Source organism: Paludibacterium denitrificans (assembly GCF_009707705.1).
GTDB classification, from domain to species: domain Bacteria; phylum Pseudomonadota; class Gammaproteobacteria; order Burkholderiales; family Chromobacteriaceae; genus Paludibacterium_A; species Paludibacterium_A denitrificans.
The window spans coordinates 2,599,256-2,618,304 of sequence record NZ_WLYX01000001.1; the positions used below are offsets into that span (position 1 = coordinate 2,599,256).

Sequence of the window (19,049 nt, forward strand, 5' to 3'; positions counted from 1 at the left end):
CTTTCCCCTCTGTAGTGCCTGCTTTGCCATCTTGTGCCCGGGCCGTGCGCATCGTTGTGCGTCAGCGCCGCGCCAGTGCGATCTGTTTTTTCCGCTGTTTTGACGCTTGTCATTTTTTGCACTGCAAAACGTAGAGTGATTGCGTGCTGATCGGGTTGCCGCTACAACTCTGTTCAGTGGCCAATGACTTGTGCATTTTCTTAAACGCGGTGTCGAGGTGGCGCAAAACGTCGAAATTGCCACGTGTTGTACAAGGTTGCACGGTTCTTGCTAGGTAGGAAACAACGGCGGATGACATCCGCTGGCAGTTGTGTCGGATTGAATGTCAATGCAGTGCGTGAGGGCCTGACTCGGTATCGGATCGGTCGGGCATGTATGGTCTTGCGATACAAAGGAAGCCGTATGATGAAGCAGAAACTCGCCATGAAAGTTGTCTGTTCTTTGCTGATGGTATTACCTAGTGCTTAAGCGTGCTGGCAGACAGCAAAGTGCTGAATGTCTATAACTGGTCCGACTATGTGGCCAAGGACACTGTACCCGGTTTTGGCAAAACCACGGGCATCAAGATCAAGTATGACGTCTATGACAGCAACGATACGCTGCAAGCCAAGTTGCTGACCGGGCGTTCTGGTTACGATGTGGTGACGCCTTCGGCCAACTACATGGGCAAGCAGATTGCGGCGGGGATTTATCAAAAGCTCGACAAGAGCAAGATTCCCAATCTGGCCAATCTTGATCCGGTACTGATGAAGCAGATTCAGGTCGCCGACCCGGGTAATGAACACGGTGTGCCGTGGGCCTGGGGACGATCGGCCCGGGTTATAACGTGACCAAGGCACGCGCGTTGCTCGGCAAGGATGTGCCGCTGGATAACTGGGATGTGTTGTTCAACCCCAAACACGTCTCCAAGCTCAAGAGCTGCGGCGTGTCCATGCTGGATAGCGCTGCCGATGTGTTTAGCGCGGCTCTGCACTATCTGGGCAAGGACCCCAACAGCAAGAATCCGGCCGACTATCAGGCCGCTTTTGAAATGCTGAAGAAGATCCGGCCGTCGATCACCCGCTTCAGTTCTTCCGGTTACATCAATGAACTGGCCAATGGCGACGTCTGTCTGGCCTACGGCTGGTCCGGTGATATCAACATCGCCAAACGCCGCGCCAAGGAAGCCAAGCGCAGTTACCAGCTGGCCTATTACATCCCCAAAGGCGGTGCGCCGATCTGGTTTGACATCATGGCCATCCCGAAAGATGCCAAGAATGTCGATGCCGCTTACAAGTGGATCAACTACGTCGAAGATCCCAAGGTTAACGCCGCCATCACCAATGAGGTGTTCTACCCTTCGGCCAACCTTGCCGCCCGCAAATACGTGAAGCCGGAAATCGCCAACGATCCGTCGATCTATCCGCCAGCTTCGGTCATCAAGACCTTGTTCCTGCAAACGCCGCTGCCAGCCAATATTACCCGGCTGGAAACGCGCTTGTGGACCCAGTTCAAGTCTGGGCGTTAATAGGGCCTGACACCTCGCTGCCCGCTTGATCGTGACGGGCGGCGAGGTGCAAGGTTGTCCGAAATCCATCGCCTGCCCAGTGCTGCCGTAGGGTAGAGGGCGGGCGCTTCATGGCAGCGGGCATGCTGACTGACAAGGTGGGCGGTAACATGAAAACGTGGCTGAAACGCTGGATACCTTCCGGCCGGACAACGGCGATCGGAATACCGTTTGTATTCCTGTTGCTGTTTTTCCTGATTCCATTCCTGCTGGTGATTTCCATCAGCTTTTCGCAGCAGCAGATGGGGATCCCTCCCTATTCGCCACTGACCAAATTCGAAGATGGTGTGTTCAGCCTGATGCTCAGCGTCAGCAATTACACCTTCGTGTTGAGTGACAGCCTGTACTTTGCGACCTATGTCAGCTCGGTACAGATTGCCTTTGTCTCCACGCTGATCTGTTTGCTGATTGGCTACCCCATGGCCTATTACATGGCGCGGGCGTCGGAAAGCAATCGCAACACCTTGATGTTGCTGGTGATGTTGCCGTTCTGGACGTCGTTTCTGATCCGCGTCTATGCCCGGGTGGGTATTCTGGAAAATGATGGCCTGCTCAACCACTTCCTGCTGTGGCTGGGAGTGATCAGTGAGCCGCTGCGCCTCTATCACACCAACTGGGGCACCTATATCGGCATGGTGTATTCCTACCTGCCGTTCATGATCATGCCGCTTTACGCGCATCTGGTAAAAATGGACATGACCCTGATTGAGGCCGCGTATGACCCGGGCGCCAAGCCGTGGAAAGCGTTTCTGACGGTAACTCTGCCGCTGTCCAAGAATGGCATCATCGCCGGTAGCCTGCTGGTGTTCATTCCGGCGGTGGGCGAGTACGTGATTCCGGAGCTGCTCGGCGGCGCCGATACCCTGATGATTGGCCGCGTCATGTGGAACGAATTCTTCAATAACATCGACTGGCCGATGGCGTCTGCCGTCACCTGCGCCATGGTGCTGTTGCTGCTGGTGCCGATGGCACTGTTTCAGCACTATCAAGTCAAAGACATGGAGAGCAAGCGATGATCAAGCCAAGCAAGCCATTGTCGTACACCGTGCTCGGGCTGGGGTATGCGTTCCTTTATCTGCCCATCCTGTTGTTGATCATCTATTCGTTTAACGAATCGCGGCTGGTGACCATCTGGTCCGGGTTTTCCTTCAAATGGTATGGCGCGCTGCTGGACGACGATGAACTGATGAGTGCCGCTGTGCTCAGCCTGAAAATTGCCCTGATGTCGGCGTTTGCTTCCATCATTCTCGGCACTGGGCCGGTTTTGTGCTGGCACGCTTTGGCCGTTTCCGCGGCTTCACCCTGTTCTTTTAAGCATGATCAATGCCCCGCTGGTGGTGCCCGAGGTGATTCAGGGTATTTCGCTGTTATTGCTGTTTGTCGCCATGGAGCAGTTCATCGGCTGGCCGCAGGGGCGGGGCATGCTTACCATCTGGATCGGCCATGTCATGTTGTGCATGTCGTATGTGGCCATCATCGTCCAGTCACGCGTCAAGGAGCTTAACCGCTCGCTGGAAGAAGCCGCCATGGACTTGGGTGCGCGCCCGCTCAAGGTGTTTTTCGTGATTACCTTGCCGCTCATTTCACAGGCGCTGGTATCCGGCTGGCTGCTGTCGTTTACCTTGTCGCTGGATGATCTGGTGCTAACCGCCTTCCTGTCTGGTCCGGGGTCTTCTACCTTGCCGCTGGTGGTGTTCTCCCGCGTGCGTCTGGGCCTGAATCCGGAAATGAACGCACTGGCTACCTTGTTCATTCTGGTGGTGTCGGTGGCGGTGATCGCGGCCAACTATTACATGCGTGCCTCCGAGCGCAAACGCGAACGCGAAATGCAGATGGCGTTCCAGCAAGGCTGATCGGGAACGCTCTCACCCACAAGGCAGCGCAAGCTGCCTTTCTTTTGCCAGCGCCAAGATGCCCGGCAAGGTTGGCCGAAAGCCTGCCGATTGGCGGAAGCCGGGTGGAGCAGACATTGCCCGAGGCTGGCGCGTAAGCTTACAATCGACGCCTAGCGATTTTTCGGCAGCAAAAACGGCAATTTGTTTTTGTTTCCATGGCAATTCTCGGGATTTACATGACTATTCTGCAACTGATCAATGCGCGTGTTCAGGCCGCGCTGGCCGCCAGCGCGCCGGACGCTCCCGCCGTGGTACAGCTTAGCCAGCAAGGCCGGTTTTGGCGATTACCAGGCCAACGGCGTAATGGGAGCGGCCAAGGCTCTCAAGACCAACCCGCGTGAACTGGCCCAGAAGGTGCTGGCCGCGCTGGATCTGAGCGATATTGCCGACAAGGTGGAAATCGCCGGTCCCGGCTTCATCAATATTCACCTGTCGCCAGACTATCTGGCACGCCGTGCCGAGGCTGCGCTGCATGACAGCAAGCTGGGTATCACCCCGGTGGCCGCACAACGCGTGATGGTGGAATATTCCTCGCCTAACCTTGCCAAGGAAATGCACGTTGGTCATTTGCGTTCCACCATCATCGGCGATGCGCTGGCACGGGTGCTGACGTTTATCGGCCATGACGTGGTGCGCGCCAACCATGTGGGCGACTGGGGCACGCAGTTTGGCATGCTGACCGCGTTTCTGGTGGAAAGCCGTCAGGCGGGCAGTGAGCTTGCGCTCAATGATCTGGAAGACTTCTACCGCAAGGCCAAGGTGCGTTTCGACGAAGATCCGGCCTTTGCCGACCGGGCGCGTGAGTACGTGGTCCGGCTGCAAGGCGGCGATGCCGAGGTACATAAACTGTGGGAACAGTTTGTCGATATTTCGCTGCGCCATTGCGAAGCGGTCTACCGCAAGCTCAATGTCGGCCTGACGCGCGAACATGTGCGCGGGGAATCAGCCTATAACGCCGACCTGCCGGTCATCTTACAAGCCTTGCGCGACAAGGGTCTGCTGGCCGACAGCGAAGGCGCCAAGGTGGTGTTCCTCGACGAATTCCGCACGCAGGAAGATCAGCCGATGGGCGTGATCATCCAGAAAAAGGACGGCGGTTATCTCTACACCACCACCGACCGGGGGCGATCCGCTATCGCCACAACGTACTGCATCTGGATCGTGTTATCTACGTGGTGGATGCGCGCCAGAGCCAGCATTTCCAGCAATTGTTCAGTATCAGCCACAAGGCCGGTTTCGCGCCGGACAGTATGAAGCTGGAACACGTCGGATTTGGCGTGATGATGGGTGACGACGGCAAGCCGTTCAAGACCCGGAGCGGCGGCACTGTTAAACTGATCGAGTTGCTGACCGAGGCGCAGGAACGTGCCTACGCGCTGGTTTCAGAAAAGAACCCGGACTTGTCGGAAGAGCAGAAACAGCAAATTGCCGAAGCGGTGGGCATCGGAGCGGTGAAATACGCCGATCTGTCCAAAAACCGCATGAGCGATTACATCTTCAACTGGGACACCATGCTGGCGTTCGAGGGCAATACCGCGCCTTACCTGCAGTATGCCTACACCCGCGTGCAAAGCGTGTTCCGCAAGGCAGATGACTACGATGCCCGGGCACCGGTAATCATCACCGAAGCGGCCGAGAAACAACTGGCCGTGGCGCTGGCGCAGTTTGAGGACACCCTCAACGCGGTGGCCGAGGGTTGCTACCCGCATTACCTCAGCCAGTACTTGTACCATATCGCCACGCTGTTCTCGCGTTTCTACGAAGCCTGCCCGATTCTCAAGAGCGAAGGTTCCGTGCGCGCCAGCCGCTTGCAACTGGCCGCCCTGACAGCCAAGACCTTGAAAACCGGCCTCGACCTGCTCGGTATCAAGGTACTGGAAACCATGTAATTCCGTCACCAGCCCAAAGGTTGGCCGAAAAACAAAACGCCCGCGGCAGCACCATCGGGCGTTTTTTTATGGTGTTCGGCCAACTTCAAGCGCCGTCGCCGATGGCCTTTGTGCTCTCCAGCAGCCAGTCGCGGGCTGCGCCTTGTACGTGTGGCAGCAGCCGTTGCCGTACTTCGGCGTGATAGGCGTTGAGCCAGTCGATTTCATCCGTGCGCAGCAACTCAAACGCAATGCAGCGGGTGTCGATCGGGCACAAGGTCAGGGTTTCAAAGCGCAGAAAATCGCCAAAATCGCTGCGCCCATCTTCCACATTCAAAACCAGGTTCTCGATGCGAATGCCCCAGCGGCCGGGACGGTACAGACCCGGTTCCACCGAGGTGATCATGCCCGGCAGCATGGCCATATCCGGGTTGGGCTGACTGCGCGAGATGGATTGTGGCCCTTCATGCACGTTGAGAAAGTAGCCGACACCGTGACCGGTACCGTGGCCGTAATCCAGTTGGTGCTGCCAAAGTGGTGCACGGGCCAGAGCATCCAGCATCGGTGCGAGTGTGCCGCGCGGAAAGCGGGCGCTAGCCGGGCGATATGGCCCTTTAATACCAGCGTGAAATCACGTTTTTGCTCGGCACTCGGGGTGCCTACTGCCACCACACGGGTAATGTCTGTCGTGCCATTCAGATATTGCCCACCCGAGTCGATCAGTAACAGGCCGTTGCCACAAATGGAGGCATGGTGTTCCGGCGTGGCACGATAATGGGGCAAGGCGCCATTGGCATTAAAGCAATGGTGGCAAAACTGGGCGAAACAAAGTGCGGTTGCCGGGCGCGGGCGGCGGTAATCTGTTCGTCGATGGTCAGCTCAGTCATCGGCTCGCGGTTGACCGCCTGACTGAACCAGGCGAAAAACTCACACAAGGCGGCGCCGTCCTGTTCCATGGCGCGGCGTACCTGTTGCGCCTCAGCTGGCGTTTTGCAGGCTTTGAGTAGTGTGCTGGGATTGCTCGCTTCGATCACTGGCAAGGTGGCGGGGATGGCTCGTCGCAGGCCCTGCGTGACGCGGCGTGGGTCAAGTAGCAAGCGTTGTCCTGCTGGCAATGCCGCCAGCGCTGCCTTGATCTGTTCATATTCGGCCAACACCACGCCATCTTCGGCCAACTTGCCAGCCAGCTCTGCTGGAATCTTGCCAGAACTCACAAACAAGGTTGCCTGTTGTTGGCCGATCAAGGCGTGCGCGAGGAAGACCGGGTTGTAACTGACATCGGCGCCGCGCAGGTTGAACAGCCAGGCAATGTCATCCAGCGTCGAGATCAGGTGCCAGTCGGCGTCCGCTTGGCGCATAGTGCGGCGAACCTGTTCCAGCTTGTCGGCGCGGCTTTGCGGGGCAAACGGGCTGACGTGTTCATAGACCGCTGCCGTCGGGAGCGCGGGGCGCGACGGATTAACCCGCTGCAGTAAATCCAGCTGGCTGTTCAGCGCAATGCCATGCGCGGCCAGCCGGCGTTGCAATGACTCGGCCAATGCCAGTGACAACACATCGCCATCGACGGCAACCGTTTGCCCGCGCGTGAGGTGGTTCGCCAGCCAATCCAGATGTTCGTCACTGCTGGCGTTAAGCACTTTCATCAGGGCGATACCACTGCCAGCCAGCTCTTTTTGTGCCTGTTCCCAATAACGGCTATCGGCCCATAAACCGGCAAAATCCGGGGTCACGATCAGCATGCCCATGGAGCCGGTAAAACCGGATAGCCATTGTTAAGCTTTTCCAGCGCTCCGGCAGATACTCCGACAAGTGCGGGTCGGACGAGGGCACCAGGCAGGCATCGACACCCGCTCCTTGCATGGCCAGCCGCAGGGACTGGATGCGTTGTCGGATCAAATCGTGCGGAAGAAAATCGGTAAGCATGGCGGGCTAACAAGTGAGGTGATAGTAATAAGTATTGTGGTAGCCAGCGCCGAGACTGACAAGGATGCGCCAGCGTAGAGGAATAAGCCAAACAAAAAACCGGGCACAAGGCCCGGTTTTGATGTGGCTGAATGATCCGCGATCAGGCGCGTTCCACTGCCAGAGCGACGCCCATGCCGCCACCAATGCACAAGGTGGCCAAGCCTTTCTTGGCATCGCGGCGCTGCATTTCGTGCAGCAGGGTGACCGAGGATACGGCAGCCAGACGCGCCAATCGGGTGACCCATGGCGATAGCGCCACCGTTGACGTTGACTTTGTCAGCACTCCAGCCCAGTTCGCGGGCAACGCCCAGAGCCTGAGCAGCAAAGGCTTCGTTGGCTTCTACCAGATCCAGATCATCGACCGACCAGCCAGCCTTGGCCAGAGCCTTGCGGGTGGCAGCAACCGGGCCGATGCCCATGATTTCCGGTTCGCAACCGGTCAGCGCATACGACTTGATGGTTGCCAACGGCTTCAGACCCAGTTCGGCAGCCTTCTTGGCGCTCATCAGCATGACAGCAGCAGCACCATCGTTGATACCGGAGGCGTTACCGGCGGTAACGGTGCCGTCTTTCTTGAATGCCGGGCGTAGCTTGGCCAGCGTTTCGGCCGTTGTGCCCTTGATGTATTCGTCGCTATCGAAGACAACCGGGTCGCCCTTGCGTTGCGGTACCAATACCGGAACGATCTCGTCCTTGAACTTGCCAGCCTTTTGCGCAGCTTCGGCACGGTTTTGCGAAGCCAGTGCCAGAGCGTCCTGCTCTTCGCGCGTAATACCGTATTTGGCGGCGACGTTTTCGGCGGTAATCCCCATGTGGTACTGGTTGTATACGTCCGTCAGGCCGTCGGCCACCATGGTATCTACCAGCTGGGCGTTACCCATGCGGAAGCCATCGCGGGAGCCCGGCAGGATATGCGGGGACATCGACATGCTTTCCTGACCACCGGCAATCACGATTTCCGAGTCGCCGGTAGCAATGGCCTGGGCACCCAGATGCACCGCGCGCAGGCCGGAGCCACATACTACGTTCAGGGTGGAAGCCGGGGTGCTGACCGGCAGGCCAGCCTTGATCAAGGCCTGACGGGCCGGGTTCTGACCCACGCCTACAGTGAGTACCGGCCGAGAATCACTTCGCTGACGTCTTCAGCTTTTACGCCGGTTTTTGCCAGCAAGCTCTTGATTACCGTAGCGCCCAGTTCCGGGGCGGGGACTTTGGCTAGCGAGCCTCCAAAACTGCCAACGGCAGTGCGGCTAGCGGCAACAATGACGACTTCTTGCATGCGGTTTCTCCGTGTTGTGGTGTTACAGGCAGATAACTGCCCATATCAAACAAGGGCTCCGGCTATATGACCAGCCGGAGCGGTAAAGCAATTACTGTAGGCAGGCCACCACCGTCGGCATGGATTTGGCCAGTACATAGGTACCCGGTGCCGGGCAAAGCGGCGGTAGTTCCTTGTTGCCCGTGCTCTTGGGCGCGGCCACTTTCTTGCCGGATTGCGGTGCCAACCGGGCATCCCAGTCTTTCCACCAGCTGCCGGGACGGCTTTCGGCTTTTTCAAACCAGATTTCCGGATCATCCTGCAGCTCTTCGTTGACCCAGTAGTTACGTTTGTCCTTGGTAACTGGGTTGATCGAGAAGTTCGATATGACCAGAAGCACCCAGTACATAGCGGATGGACGGCGCGCCTGTCAGGTATTTTATGCCGGAATAGACTGTTTTCCACGGAACAATGTGATCTTCACGTGCCGCGAACAAATACATCGGCACATCCAGCTTGGAAATATCGATGGATACGCCGCACAAATTCAGGGCGCCCGGCCGGATCAACGAGTTGTTCTGGTAGAACTCGCGCAGGAAGAAGGTGTGCATCGGCAACGGCAGATCGACCGAGTCGTTGTTCCAGTACAGCAGGTCAAACGGTGGCGGAGTTTTGCCCATCAGGTAGTTGTTGACCACGTAGTTCCAGATCAGATCGTTGGCGCGCAGGCTGGCAAACGTACGGCCAATTTCGCGGCCGCTGACGATGCCGCCGTTGGCGATCTTGGCTTCCCGCGCTTCCAGCAGGCGATCATCGATAAACACCTTGACTTCACCGGGTTGGCGTGGTCGATCATCGAGGTCATCAGCGTGGCGGAATCAAACCATTTCAGTCCGCGAGCCTGCATCACGCACATGGCTGTGGTCAGAATGACGCCGCCAATGCAGAACGCCAGCACGTTCATGGTGGGCTGTTTGGTGATCTTGCGTACCGCTTCGGCGGCTGCAATCACGCCTTTTTCGATATAGGTTTCCCGGGTGAACTGCTTCATTTCCGGTACGGCTGAACGCCAGCTGACCAGAAATACCTTGTAACCCTGAGCGACAAAGTGGCGCACCATTGAGTTATCCGGTTGCAGGTCCATCAGGTAATACTTGTTGACGCACGGCGGTACGATCAGCAGCGGTTTTTCATAGACTTGCTCGGTGGTCGGCGTGTATTGAATCAGCTCCAGCAGTTCGTTGCGGAATACCACTTCGCCCGGGGTGGTGGCGATATTCTTGCCGATTTCAAATTTGCTTTCGTCCGACATGGAGATGTGGCCTTTTTGCACATCGTCCATCATGTTCTTCATGCCCTCGACCAAGCTCTCGCCCTTGGTTTCAATGGCGCGCTTGATGACTTCCGGGTTGGTCAGCATGAAATTGGTGGGGGACATGGCGTCCAGATACTGGCGGGTGGCAAAGGCTAGCCGTTCTTTCGATTCGCCTTGTAGTTGCGCCTGATCCACCAGCTCGGTCATCCACTTCGAGGTTTGCAGGTAGCTTTGTTTCAGGAAGCTGTAGAACGGGTTTTCGTTCCATTCCGGGGCGGCAAAGCGTCGGTCGTTGACCGGCGCAGCTTCCGGTTCCGGCTCTTTTTCTGCCCCAAAAACTGCATCCACAGGTTCATCTGCTGCTGGTACAGATTGCTTTGCATCGCCACAAACTGGTTGGCGCCGTTCAGCATCTGCGACCAGGCGTCCGTCATCGGGTTGGCCGGAACACCATTGTTGGCAGGCAATCCACCGGTAAACGTATTGACGAATTGCTGCATCCACTTCTGATTGGTCTCGGAGAGATTGGAAAAGAAGTTTTCCAGAGAGGCGTTGGTGTCTTGGGTCAAGGTGATCTCCTTAACGTGCAGTGATGTGTGGTGGATTATGCTTGCCAGACCCGGTTGCCTGAGATCAGCCACGATGAGCTTGGCGTATGCAACAGACTGTAACAGGTCTGTATGACATTTTCACGGGGGTGTGTGTTCCGCAGCAAAATAATATGTGACAGCGTTCTGGTGCTTGGGGTGGCTTGGCACGCCATGATCATGTGCGGCCTTATAGTGAATCCAGTCGGGCGACCAAGGTGTGCGCTCGTAAGCGCTGGGGACATCTGCAATAATCGCTCTCCCGGTAATTAGGAGGCAAGACGATGGCTGAGGTAAAACTGGAGGGCGTGGACGTCCGTGTGGGCAATATCTTTTGCATCGGGCGCAATTACGCCGCACACGCGGCGGAGCTTGGCAATCAGGTGGAGCAAGAGCCGCTGGTGTTTCTGAAACCTACCTCGGCGTTGCTGATGACGGGGCAGCCGATCCATTTGCCTGATTACTCGTCGGACGTGCATCACGAATGTGAAATGGTGCTGCTGGTGGGCAAGGGCGGGGTTGATATCCCTGCCGATCAGGCCTTGTCACATCTTGCTTAGCTACGGGATCGGTCTGGACCTTACGGCGCGAGATGTGCAGTCGGTGCTGAAGCAGAAGGGCTTGCCATGGACCAAGGGCAAAGGTTTCCGTGGCGCGGCCTGTGTGTCGGACTTTGTTGCGGCAGAGAAAATCACCGATCCGCAACAGCTGTCATTCTCGCTTACGGTCAATGGCCAAGCGCGCCGGTGCAGGTAACACTGCGCTGATGCTGTTCCCGGTGGCTACCCAGATCAGTTACCTGTCGCACGTGTATGGCCTGTCGGCGGGCGATTTGATTTACACCGGCACTCCGGCCGGTGTGGCGGCGATGCATTCTGGCGATGTGCTGGAGTTGTCGCTGGCCGACCTCGTCAGCGCGCGCTGGGAGGTGGCCTGATGTCTCAGCCCATGTTGGCCGAAGAAGGGGATGACAAGGTTCGGCTCGACAAATGGTTGTGGGCGGCCCGCTTCTTCAAGACGCGCCAGTTGGCGCATGAAGCGTTGGAGCTTGGTCGGGTGACGGTAAATGGCGATCGGGTAAAGGCCTCGCGCATGATCAAACCGGGTGATCGTCTGCTGCTGCGCATCAATCAGCTCGAATACCATGTGCAAGTGCTGGCATTGGCCACCCAGCGTCGTCCGGCGCGGGAAGCGCAATGCCTGTATCACGAGGATGAGGCGTCGATACAGGCGCGCGAGCAGCGTCAGGCCTTGCTGAAGGCCGAGCATGCCAGCTTTCCGCATGGCGATGGCCGTCCGACGAAAAAGGCGCGCCGCGAAATCTCCCGTTTCAAGGACTCGTACTAGCGGTGGCAAGGTTGGCCGAAAGCCCGGCGAGCATGTTAAAGCTTACCAGTAACGGCAACACTGATGCCGTTTGCGCTGTTTTACTTCTGCTATTTTGCGTTTCAGGGCGTGTTCAATCCGTTCTGGGGTTTGTATTTGCAGTCGTTGTCATTCACGCCGTGGCAGATTTCGGTGCTGGTGGCGCTATCCACCTTGGCGCGTATTGTGGCGCCGGGGTTTTGGGGCTGGCTGGCTGATCGTCAGCAGCGGCGGCGGCCCATTGTCATTGCGACATCGCTGGCGGCGGCCGCCATCTTTGCCTTGGTTGGCCAGTTGCATTCCTTCGCCGGAGTGTTTGTCACGCTGGCTCTGGCGTTGTTCTTCTGGGCAGCGTCCTTGCCGCTGGTGGAGGCCAGTACCGCCCGGCTGACGCGCGCCCAGCCGGGCCGTTATAGCCGGGTGCGGGTGTGGGGCTCCATCGGTTTTGTCGTTGCTGCCACGCTGGGAGGTTATGCGCTGGAGTGGCTGTCGCTGGCCTGTCTGCCGTGGCTGGCGTTGGGCGGCTTGATGGTGGTGGCGCTGGTCGCCTTCAAACTGCCCGAGGTCGCCTGTCACAGTGCCGCAGACGAGGCGGCTTCCATCTGGCTCACCCTGCGTCAGCCCAAGGTGCTTGCCCTGTTTGGCTGTTGCTTCCTCATGGCGTTTGCCCATGGCCCGTATTACACCTTCTACTCTATCGGCCTGAAGGACGCTGGCTATGGGAAAAGCCTGATCGGCCTGCTGTGGTCATGTGGCGTGGTCAGCGAGATCCTGATTTTCCTCGCCATGCCGCGCATCATGGGGAAACTGTCGCTGGAACGGCTGATGCAGCTATCGTTGCTAGCGGCCGTGTTGCGTTTTGGCCTGATTGCCGGTTGGGTCGGCATCCCGCTGGTGGCATTTGGGGCGCAGACGCTGCATGCCCTGACTTTTGCCTTGCATCATGCTGCTTCGATCGGTTTGATTCATCGGATGTTTGCACCACAGCATCATGGCCGGGCGCAGGGGCTGTATATCATTGCTTCGTTCGGTTTGGGTGGCAGCGGTGGTGGGCTGCTGGCTGGGTTACTGTGGCCGCAAGGTGGTGTCTGCGCGACATTTGCTCTGTCGGCGCTGGTGGCTCTGTTGGGGGTGCTGGTCAGCCTGAAATGGCTGTCGCCCAGCCGTGAAAGTCACTAAATCGGACAGCCTGTCCAAAATATTGGACAAACCGTCCAAGCTGTCGTAAGCCTTGTATGACGCGGGTTTGCCGTTTTTTCGGGCGAGATTTGGCGCTCGGCCAAACCAGACTTGTAACAAGGTTAGACACTATGACAGAATGACTTCATCCACGGACCGCAACAGCTGGTCGAGCCCGCTTGCCGGGGCGGCTGGCCTTGCTGTCCTCTTCGTATTTCGAGACTCAGAAAAGACAAAGAGACATGACGGCGCAGACCCTGTATGACAAGCTGTGGGAAAGCCATGTGGTACGCGAGGAAGCCGATGGTACGGTACTCCTCTACATCGATCGCCATTTGGTCCATGAAGTTACCAGCCCGCAGGCTTTTGAAGGCCTGAAACTGGCTAATCGTTCACTGTGGCGCAAGGATTCCATCGTCTCCACGGCGGACCACAACACCCCGACCGACCATTGGGACGAAGGCATCAAAGACCCGATTTCCCGTCAGCAGGTTGAAACACTGGATGCCAACATCAAGGCATTTGGCGCACTGGCTTACTTCCCGTTCAAGGACAAAGGGCAGGGGATTGTGCATGTGATGGGCCCGGAGCAGGGCGCGACGCTGCCCGGCATGACCGTGGTGTGTGGGGACAGCCACACCTCCACGCATGGCGCCTTCGGTGCGCTGGCTCATGGGATTGGCACCTCCGAAGTGGAACACGTCATGGCAACGCAGTGTCTGGTTGCCAAGAAGTCCAAGAACATGCTGGTCAAGGTTGAAGGCGTGCTGGGCAAGGGCGTAACCGCCAAGGATGTGGCTTTGGCCATCATCGGCAAGATCGGCACCGCCGGTGGTACCGGTTATGCCATCGAATTTGGCGGTTCCGCCATCCGTAGCCTGTCGGTCGAAGGCCGCATGACCTTGTGCAACATGGCCATTGAAGCCGGTGCCCGTTCCGGCATGGTCGCCGTCGATGAAAAAACCATCGAGTATGTCAAAGGCCGTCCGTTTGCCCCCAAGGGCGTAGACTGGGATCAGGCCGTGGCGTACTGGAATACGCTGCATTCCGACGAAGGCGCCCAGTTCGACGCGGTGGTTGAACTTGCCGCCGAGGCGATCAAGCCGCAAGTTACCCGGGGTACCTCGCCGGAAATGGTGCTGGATATTGATGGTTGCGTGCCGGATCCGGCCAAGGTGTCCGACCCGGTGAAAAAGGCCGGTATCGAACGCGCCTTGTCGTACATGGGCTTGCAGGCCAATACGCCGATCAATCAGATTGCGGTGGATGTGGTATTCATCGGCTCCTGTACCAATTCGCGCATTGAAGATTTGCGTGAAGCGGCCACGGTTGCCCGCGGTCGTCAGAAGGCTGCCAACGTCAAGCAGGTGCTGGTGGTGCCGGGTTCTGGTCTGGTCAAGGCACAAGCCGAGGCCGAAGGTCTGGACAAGGTGTTTATCGCCGCTGGTTTTGAATGGCGCGAACCGGGCTGTTCCATGTGTCTGGCGATGAACGCCGACCGTCTCAATCCGGGCGAGCGCTGCGCTTCCACCTCCAACCGCAACTTTGAGGGCCGTCAAGGCCAAGGCGGGCGTACCCATCTGGTCAGCCCGGCGATGGCTGCTGCGGCCGCAGTGACCGGCCACTTCGTCGATGTGCGTTCACTCTGAGGACGTGACGATGAAACTGAAACTACTGGTCGTGCTGGCAGCCGGTCTGCTGCTGGCAGGGTGTAACACAGTATCGGGCGTTGGCAAGGACATCCGCAGCGCAGGTTCGGCTATCGAAAGAGCGGCAAAATGAAAGCATTTACAACACTTGACGGGCTGGTGTGCCCGCTGGATCGCGCCAATGTGGATACTGACGCGATTATTCCCAAGCAGTTTTTGAAATCCATCAAGCGTTCCGGCTTTGGCCCGAACCTGTTTGATGAATGGCGTTATCTCGACCACGGCGAGCCGGGCATGGATAACAGCAAGCGCCCGCTCAACCCGGATTTCGTGCTGAATTTCCCGCGCTATCGTGGTGCTCAGGTGCTGCTGGCGCGCGAAAACTTCGGCTGCGGGTCCAGCCGTGAACATGCGCCGTGGGCGCTGGAAGATTACGGCTTCCGCGTGGTGATTGCCCCCAGCTTTGCCGACATTTTCTTCAATAACTGCTTCAAGAACGGCGTCGTGCCCATCGTGCAGCCGGTGGAGGTCGTGGATCAGTTGTTTGCCGAATGTCAGGCCAACGAAGGCTATCGCCTGACGGTTGATCTGGCGGCACAAACCGTGACCACGCCGTCCGGCGCGAGCTTCGGCTTTGACATTACCGCGCACCGCAAGCATTGTCTGCTTAACGGGCTGGATGAAATCGGCCTGACCTTGCAGCATGCTGACGAAATCAAGGCGTTTGAAGCCAAGCGTCGCCAGCAACAGCCTTGGCTGTTTGCCTGAGTCGCACCACTATTGCCTCAAGGTTGGCCGAAAGGCCAGCTAACGGAAGCGGCGTAGCCAACGGCTCGCCGTTTCTTGCTGAATCTGACGGGAAAAAATCATGAAAATTGCAGTCTTGCCGGGTGACGGCATCGGTCCGGAAATCATTGCACAAGCCAAGCGCGTTCTGGACGTCCTGCGTCAGGAAGGCCTGCCTATCGAGATGGAAGAGGCTCCGCTGGGTGGCGCCGCTTACGATGCTTTCGGCCAACCTTATCCGGCCGTGACGCAAAAATTGTGTCGTGAAGCCGATGCCGTGCTGCTGGGCGCCGTTGGTGGTCCGCAATATGACAAGCTGGATCGTCCGCTGCGTCCGGAACGTGGGCTGCTGGCCATCCGCAAGGATCTGAACCTGTTTGCCAACCTGCGCCCGGCCATCCTTTATCCGGAATTGGCCAATGCGTCCACCCTGAAGCCGGAAGTGGTGTCCGGGCTGGATATCATGATTGTGCGCGAGCTGACTGGCGACATCTATTTCGGCCAACCGCGCGGCATCGCTGTGAATGAACTGGGCGAGCGCGAAGCCTACAACACCATGCGTTACAGCGAGAGCGAAATCCGCCGCATTGCCCATGTTGCTTTCGGCATCGCCATGAAGCGCAACAAAAAGCTGTGTTCGGTAGACAAGGCCAACGTATTGGAAACCACCGAGTTCTGGAAAGAAATCATGATCGACGTGGCCAAACAGTATCCGGAAGTGGAACTGTCGCACATGTATGTCGATAACGCCGCCATGCAGCTGGTGCGCAATCCCAAGCAGTTCGATGTCGTGGTCACCGGTAACATCTTTGGCGATATCCTGTCGGATGAAGCGTCCATGTTGACCGGTTCGATCGGCATGTTGCCGTCGGCATCGCTGGATCAGAACAACAAGGGTCTGTACGAGCCTAGCCATGGTTCCGCCCCGGATATCGCTTAAGAAGAATCTGGCCAACCCGCTGGCCACCATCCTGTCTGCCGCCATGATGCTGCGCTATACCTTCAATCAGGAAGCGGCTGCGCTGCGCGTGGAAGATGCAGTCAAGACGGTACTCAAGCAAGGCTACCGTACGGCAGATATTTACGAAGAAGGTTGTCGCAAAGTGTCGTGCTCGGAAATGGGCGACGCGGTGGTTGCTGCCTTGTAATCATGCCCACAACAGGGCTTTAGGGTCATCCCTCTTGCCCGTGGCAGGTTCTGCCCGCACAATCCAAAAAAATAACTGGCCCGTCCTGTCAAACAGTACGGGCCACAACTGACTTTAAAGAGACCATCAGGAGATTCCCGTGAGAGTAGGCTTTGTAGGCTGGCGTGGCATGGTTGGTTCCGTGCTCATGCAACGCATGCGTGAAGAAAACGATTTTGCCGTCATCGACGAACCGGTGTTTTTCACCACCTCCAACGTCGGCGGCAAGGCTCCGGATATCGGCCGCGAGTTGCCGCCGCTGAAAGACGCCAAGAGCATTGATGAACTCAAGGCCATGGACGCCATCGTCACCTGTCAGGGCGGCGACTATACCAGCGAGATTTTCCCCAAGCTGCGGGCCGCTGGCTGGAATGGCTACTGGATTGATGCCGCCTCCACGCTGCGCATGGACGACAAGGCCATCATCATCCTGGACCCGGTCAACAAGAACGTCATCGAAGATGGTCTGGCGCGTGGCGTAAAAGACTACATCGGTGGTAACTGTACCGTATCGCTGATGTTGATGGCGTTGGGTGGCCTGTTCCAGAACGATCTGGTGGAATGGGTAACCTCGATGACCTATCAGGCTGCCTCTGGTGCTGGCGCACAAAACATGCGCGAGCTGCTCACCAGCATGGGCGCGATCAACGCTCAGGTTTCCGGTTTGCTGGCCGATCCGGCGTCGGCAATTCTTGATATCGACCGCAAGGTTTCCGATTTCCTGCGTTCCGATGCTTACCCAAGCCAGAACTTTGGCGTGCCGCTGGTTAAACAGCCTGATTCCGTGGATCGACAAAGACCGGGTAATGGTCAATCCAAGGAAGAATGGAAGGGCGGCGTCGAAACCAACAAGATTCTCGGTCGTTCGGCCAACCCTATCCCGGTGGATGGTTTGTGCGTGCGCGTCGGCTCGATGCGTTGCCACAGCCGGGCGCTGACCATCAAGCTGAAGAAAGATGTTCCGCTGGATGAAATCGAAGCCATGCTGGCTGCTGCCAACCCGTGGGCCAAGGTTATCCCGAACGAACGCGATGCCTCGATGAAAGAACTGACACCGGCCGCCATTACCGGTACGCTGACCACACCGGTCGGCCGCCTGCGCAAGCTGGCCATGGGTGGCGAATACCTGTCTGCCTTCACCGTGGGCGATCAGCTGCTGTGGGGTGCGGCCGAACCGTTGCGCCGTATGTTGCGCATTCTGATTGAGCGTTAAAATAGCGCTCAACCCTTTAATCGGTCCCGTACCGGATTGCATGTTACGAAAGGGCGCTCAGGCGCCCTTTCTTTTGTCAGGATTTAAAATGTCTCACTCGATTCAGCTTGCCGTTGTTGGCGCCACTAGCCTGATTGGTCAGGCCATTCTCGACCTGTTGGCCGAACGCCAATTGCCATTGGCCCGGGTTTTTGCCGTGGATGGCGCGGAACATGATGGTGCCACCGTGTCATACGGCAATCTGGAGCTGGATGTACACCCTATCGACGATTTCAACTTTGAAAATGTCGGCTTGGCCATTTTTGCAGCAGGTAGCGAATTGGCACGTCAATATGTGCCACAAGCGCGTGCGGCGGGTGCCAGCGTGGTTGATTTCAGTGCGGCCTTCCGTCAAAGTGACGCGGTGCCGCTGGTAATCCCGGCGATTAATGGCGAACAACTGCAGGAGTTGGCCGAAGCGGCATTGGTGGCTGCTCCCAACTGTACCGTAACCCCGCTGGCCTTGGCCTTGCAGCCATTACTGCCGCTCGGACTGGAACGGTTGACGGTGTCCACCTATCAGTCAGTCTCCGGCATGGGGCAAGCGGCCATGGAAGAATTGGCCGAGCAGACCACCTCGCTGTTTTCCCAGCGTGATGCTGAACCAACATTGTTTCCCAAGCGCATTGCCTTCAATCTGCTGCCGCAAGTGGGTGAGCTGGACGAAAATGGCGTAGCCGAGGAGGAGCAGTCGGTCAGAGCTGAATTGCGACGGCTGTTCGATTTACCGCAACTGCCAATTGAAGCAACATGTGTCCGTGTGCCGGTATTTTTTGGTCATGCCTGGTCAGTCAGCGTCAAGCTTTCCCAGAATGTTGATCTTCAACAAATCCGTCAGCGCTTGCTTGCGGCAGGCTTGCAAGTGGTGAGTAGCCGGACCATGGCGGCTACATTACCCCGATGGAAGCGACCGGCAATAACGGCATCTGGATCAGTCGGCTGCGCTACAACGATGATGTACTGTGTTTCTGGCTAAGCGCTGATAATGTCCGGGTGGGGGCGGCTCTCAACTGCGTATTGTTGGCCGAAGCCCTGCTGCAACAGGCAACGCAGGTGAAATAAAAAAAACGGTTCAGGAATCGGCTGGCTTTGTGGTTATGTAATCTAGCTAAAAATGATTCCCGGGCCTAATATGGCGATTAATCCCGATTTCCGTGCAAATCGGGACGTCATATCCAACAAGATCAATTCAAGTGC

The 19,049-nt window shown here is 57.5% G+C and carries 14 protein-coding genes and 6 pseudogenes; 14 read left to right on the plus strand and 6 right to left on the minus strand.

The annotated features are described in order from the left end of the window. Positions 1-470: 470 nt before the first annotated feature. The 5 genes and pseudogenes from GKE73_RS16850 (at position 471) to argS (ending at position 5,330) form a co-directional block, all read left to right on the plus strand. A complete protein-coding gene (locus GKE73_RS16850) occupies positions 471-830 on the plus strand; it encodes an extracellular solute-binding protein (protein WP_230370858.1) in 360 nt (119 codons plus the stop codon). Then, a complete protein-coding gene (locus GKE73_RS16855; protein WP_230370859.1) occupies positions 794-1,507 on the plus strand; it encodes an extracellular solute-binding protein in 714 nt (237 codons plus the stop codon). The genes GKE73_RS16850 and GKE73_RS16855 overlap by 37 nt, the downstream gene beginning before the upstream one ends. Positions 1,508-1,656: 149 nt before the next feature. Then, positions 1,657-2,562 (plus strand): ABC transporter permease subunit, encoded by a 906-nt coding sequence (locus tag GKE73_RS16860; RefSeq protein ID WP_230371512.1) that lies wholly within the window; start codon positions 1,657-1,659, stop codon positions 2,560-2,562. Beyond that, positions 2,559-3,399, plus strand: a pseudogene (locus GKE73_RS16865) (ABC transporter permease subunit). Before GKE73_RS16860 ends, GKE73_RS16865 begins: the two are co-directional and overlap by 4 nt. A 218-nt stretch (positions 3,400-3,617) precedes the next feature. Continuing rightward, positions 3,618-5,330: pseudogene (gene argS / locus GKE73_RS16870) on the plus strand (arginine--tRNA ligase). A gap of 85 nt (positions 5,331-5,415) precedes the next feature. On the opposite strand, the pseudogene GKE73_RS16875 reads toward argS, so the two are convergent. The 6 genes and pseudogenes from GKE73_RS16875 to GKE73_RS16900 all read right to left on the minus strand — a co-directional run bounded on the left by GKE73_RS16875 (position 5,416) and on the right by GKE73_RS16900 (position 10,416). After that, positions 5,416-7,232 (minus strand): annotated as a pseudogene (locus GKE73_RS16875) (aminopeptidase P family protein). Between the two features lie 142 nt (positions 7,233-7,374). Beyond that, positions 7,375-8,553, minus strand: a pseudogene (locus GKE73_RS16880) (acetyl-CoA C-acetyltransferase). A gap of 91 nt (positions 8,554-8,644) precedes the next feature. Further along, entirely contained in the window at positions 8,645-8,932 is a 288-nt protein-coding gene (locus GKE73_RS16885; RefSeq protein ID WP_230370860.1) for a hypothetical protein, read from the minus strand. After that, entirely contained in the window at positions 8,877-9,356 is a 480-nt protein-coding gene (locus GKE73_RS16890; RefSeq protein ID WP_230370861.1) for an alpha/beta fold hydrolase, read from the minus strand. Before GKE73_RS16890 ends, GKE73_RS16885 begins: the two co-directional genes overlap by 56 nt. Beyond that, on the minus strand, positions 9,242-10,195 hold the full coding sequence (locus tag GKE73_RS16895; RefSeq protein ID WP_230370862.1) for a PHA/PHB synthase family protein: 954 nt from the start codon (positions 10,193-10,195) through the stop codon (positions 9,242-9,244). Before GKE73_RS16895 ends, GKE73_RS16890 begins: the two co-directional genes overlap by 115 nt. Next, positions 10,084-10,416, minus strand: coding sequence for a hypothetical protein (locus GKE73_RS16900; RefSeq protein ID WP_230370863.1), 333 nt, complete (start codon positions 10,414-10,416; stop codon positions 10,084-10,086). Before GKE73_RS16900 ends, GKE73_RS16895 begins: the two co-directional genes overlap by 112 nt. Before the next feature lie 302 nt (positions 10,417-10,718). Between GKE73_RS16900 and GKE73_RS16905 the strand changes: the two are divergent. From GKE73_RS16905 to GKE73_RS16945, 9 genes and pseudogenes are all read left to right on the plus strand, one after another. Further along, a pseudogene (locus GKE73_RS16905) lies at positions 10,719-11,371 on the plus strand (fumarylacetoacetate hydrolase family protein). After that, positions 11,371-11,781 (plus strand): Hsp15 family ribosome-associated heat shock protein, encoded by a 411-nt coding sequence (locus GKE73_RS16910; RefSeq protein ID WP_230370864.1) that lies wholly within the window; start codon positions 11,371-11,373, stop codon positions 11,779-11,781. Before GKE73_RS16905 ends, GKE73_RS16910 begins: the two are co-directional and overlap by 1 nt. Positions 11,782-11,844: 63 nt before the next feature. Beyond that, positions 11,845-12,978 (plus strand): MFS transporter, encoded by a 1,134-nt coding sequence (locus GKE73_RS16915; protein WP_230370865.1) that lies wholly within the window; start codon positions 11,845-11,847, stop codon positions 12,976-12,978. A gap of 242 nt (positions 12,979-13,220) precedes the next feature. Beyond that, the gene (leuC, locus tag GKE73_RS16920) at positions 13,221-14,627 is read left to right on the plus strand and encodes a 3-isopropylmalate dehydratase large subunit (protein ID WP_230370866.1); all 1,407 of its coding nucleotides are present in this window, start codon (positions 13,221-13,223) and stop codon (positions 14,625-14,627) included. Positions 14,628-14,637: 10 nt separating this feature from the next. Further along, complete coding sequence (locus tag GKE73_RS16925) at positions 14,638-14,760, plus strand: entericidin A/B family lipoprotein (RefSeq protein WP_230370867.1); 123 nt, start codon at positions 14,638-14,640, stop codon at positions 14,758-14,760. Then, positions 14,757-15,395, plus strand: a complete 639-nt coding sequence (gene leuD / locus GKE73_RS16930; RefSeq protein ID WP_230370868.1) for a 3-isopropylmalate dehydratase small subunit — start codon at positions 14,757-14,759, stop codon at positions 15,393-15,395. Before GKE73_RS16925 ends, leuD begins: the two co-directional genes overlap by 4 nt. Positions 15,396-15,495: 100 nt before the next feature. Next, positions 15,496-16,561: pseudogene (gene leuB, locus GKE73_RS16935) on the plus strand (3-isopropylmalate dehydrogenase). A gap of 139 nt (positions 16,562-16,700) precedes the next feature. After that, a complete protein-coding gene (asd, locus tag GKE73_RS16940; RefSeq protein WP_230370869.1) occupies positions 16,701-17,813 on the plus strand; it encodes an aspartate-semialdehyde dehydrogenase in 1,113 nt (370 codons plus the stop codon). A gap of 88 nt (positions 17,814-17,901) precedes the next feature. Next, positions 17,902-18,828 carry an aspartate-semialdehyde dehydrogenase gene (locus GKE73_RS16945; RefSeq protein ID WP_230370870.1) on the plus strand — a complete coding sequence of 309 codons (927 nt, stop codon included), beginning with the start codon at positions 17,902-17,904 and terminating at the stop codon, positions 18,826-18,828. Positions 18,829-19,049: the final 221 nt, after the last annotated feature.